1 protein-coding gene is annotated in these 718 nt (G+C 55.7%); it reads left to right on the forward strand.

Features of this window, described 5'->3' with window-relative positions; translation table 11 throughout:
- Positions 1-305: 305 nt before the first annotated feature.
- Positions 306-718 (forward strand): transposase (locus EOA33_RS37525; protein WP_190234531.1); only part of this gene is annotated, 413 nt, incomplete at its 3' end.

A 718-nucleotide genomic window follows, 5' to 3' on the forward strand; every position in this document is an offset into this window, starting at 1 on the left:
AGCCAACGCTTATTAAACATATCTAACTTTATCGCGCGAGCCTGTTTGCGATTTTCCCGTTTATCCTTCGCGGCGATGCTTGCATTTTCGTCTACGCCGGGGTTATGGCAATCACGGGTTGTTAAGTCAAGCTTGTCCTGAACAAGAGAATGTGAGAGTTGTGCGCCGCTCAAATTGTCGCTCAGGCATTACTGTTATCGGTAAAAAACAAAGGAGAGCCGGCCAGTATTACAATTGCGCTTCACGGGTGAATTAGTTGTTTTTGTCGATTCTGCGCTGGGCGGCCAGAGGGGGGGTTATTGACAATGGTTGAATCGATTGAAATGACACTGGAGATATGGGCCTCGGCGCTGCGCGAGGTGAAGTCCCGGATCAGGAGACTTTTCCCTCAGGAACGTGTGGCGATTTCGGCCGGACTTTTCCTTGAAGGTCTGCTCCGGGATGCGCATCGCAAAACCGGGTGGATGCGCGCCGAGGCTGCGGGTGACCCTGGACCGTGGCGTCAACAGGCCATTCTCGGAAGGGGCAGGTGGGACGCAGACGCCCTGCGCGACATTGTGCGCGAATATGCCCTCGAAACGTTGGCTGACGCCGAAGCGGTCCTGGTGATCGATGAGACGGGTTTCGTCAAGCAAGGCAAGACGTCCTGTGGGGTAGCGCGGCAGGTCAATGTCTCGACGGGCAAGATGGCCAACTGCCAGATCGGCGTGTTCGCCGC

It is taken from the genome of Mesorhizobium sp. M4A.F.Ca.ET.050.02.1.1 (genome assembly GCF_003997725.1).
Lineage (GTDB): Bacteria > Pseudomonadota > Alphaproteobacteria > Rhizobiales > Rhizobiaceae > Mesorhizobium.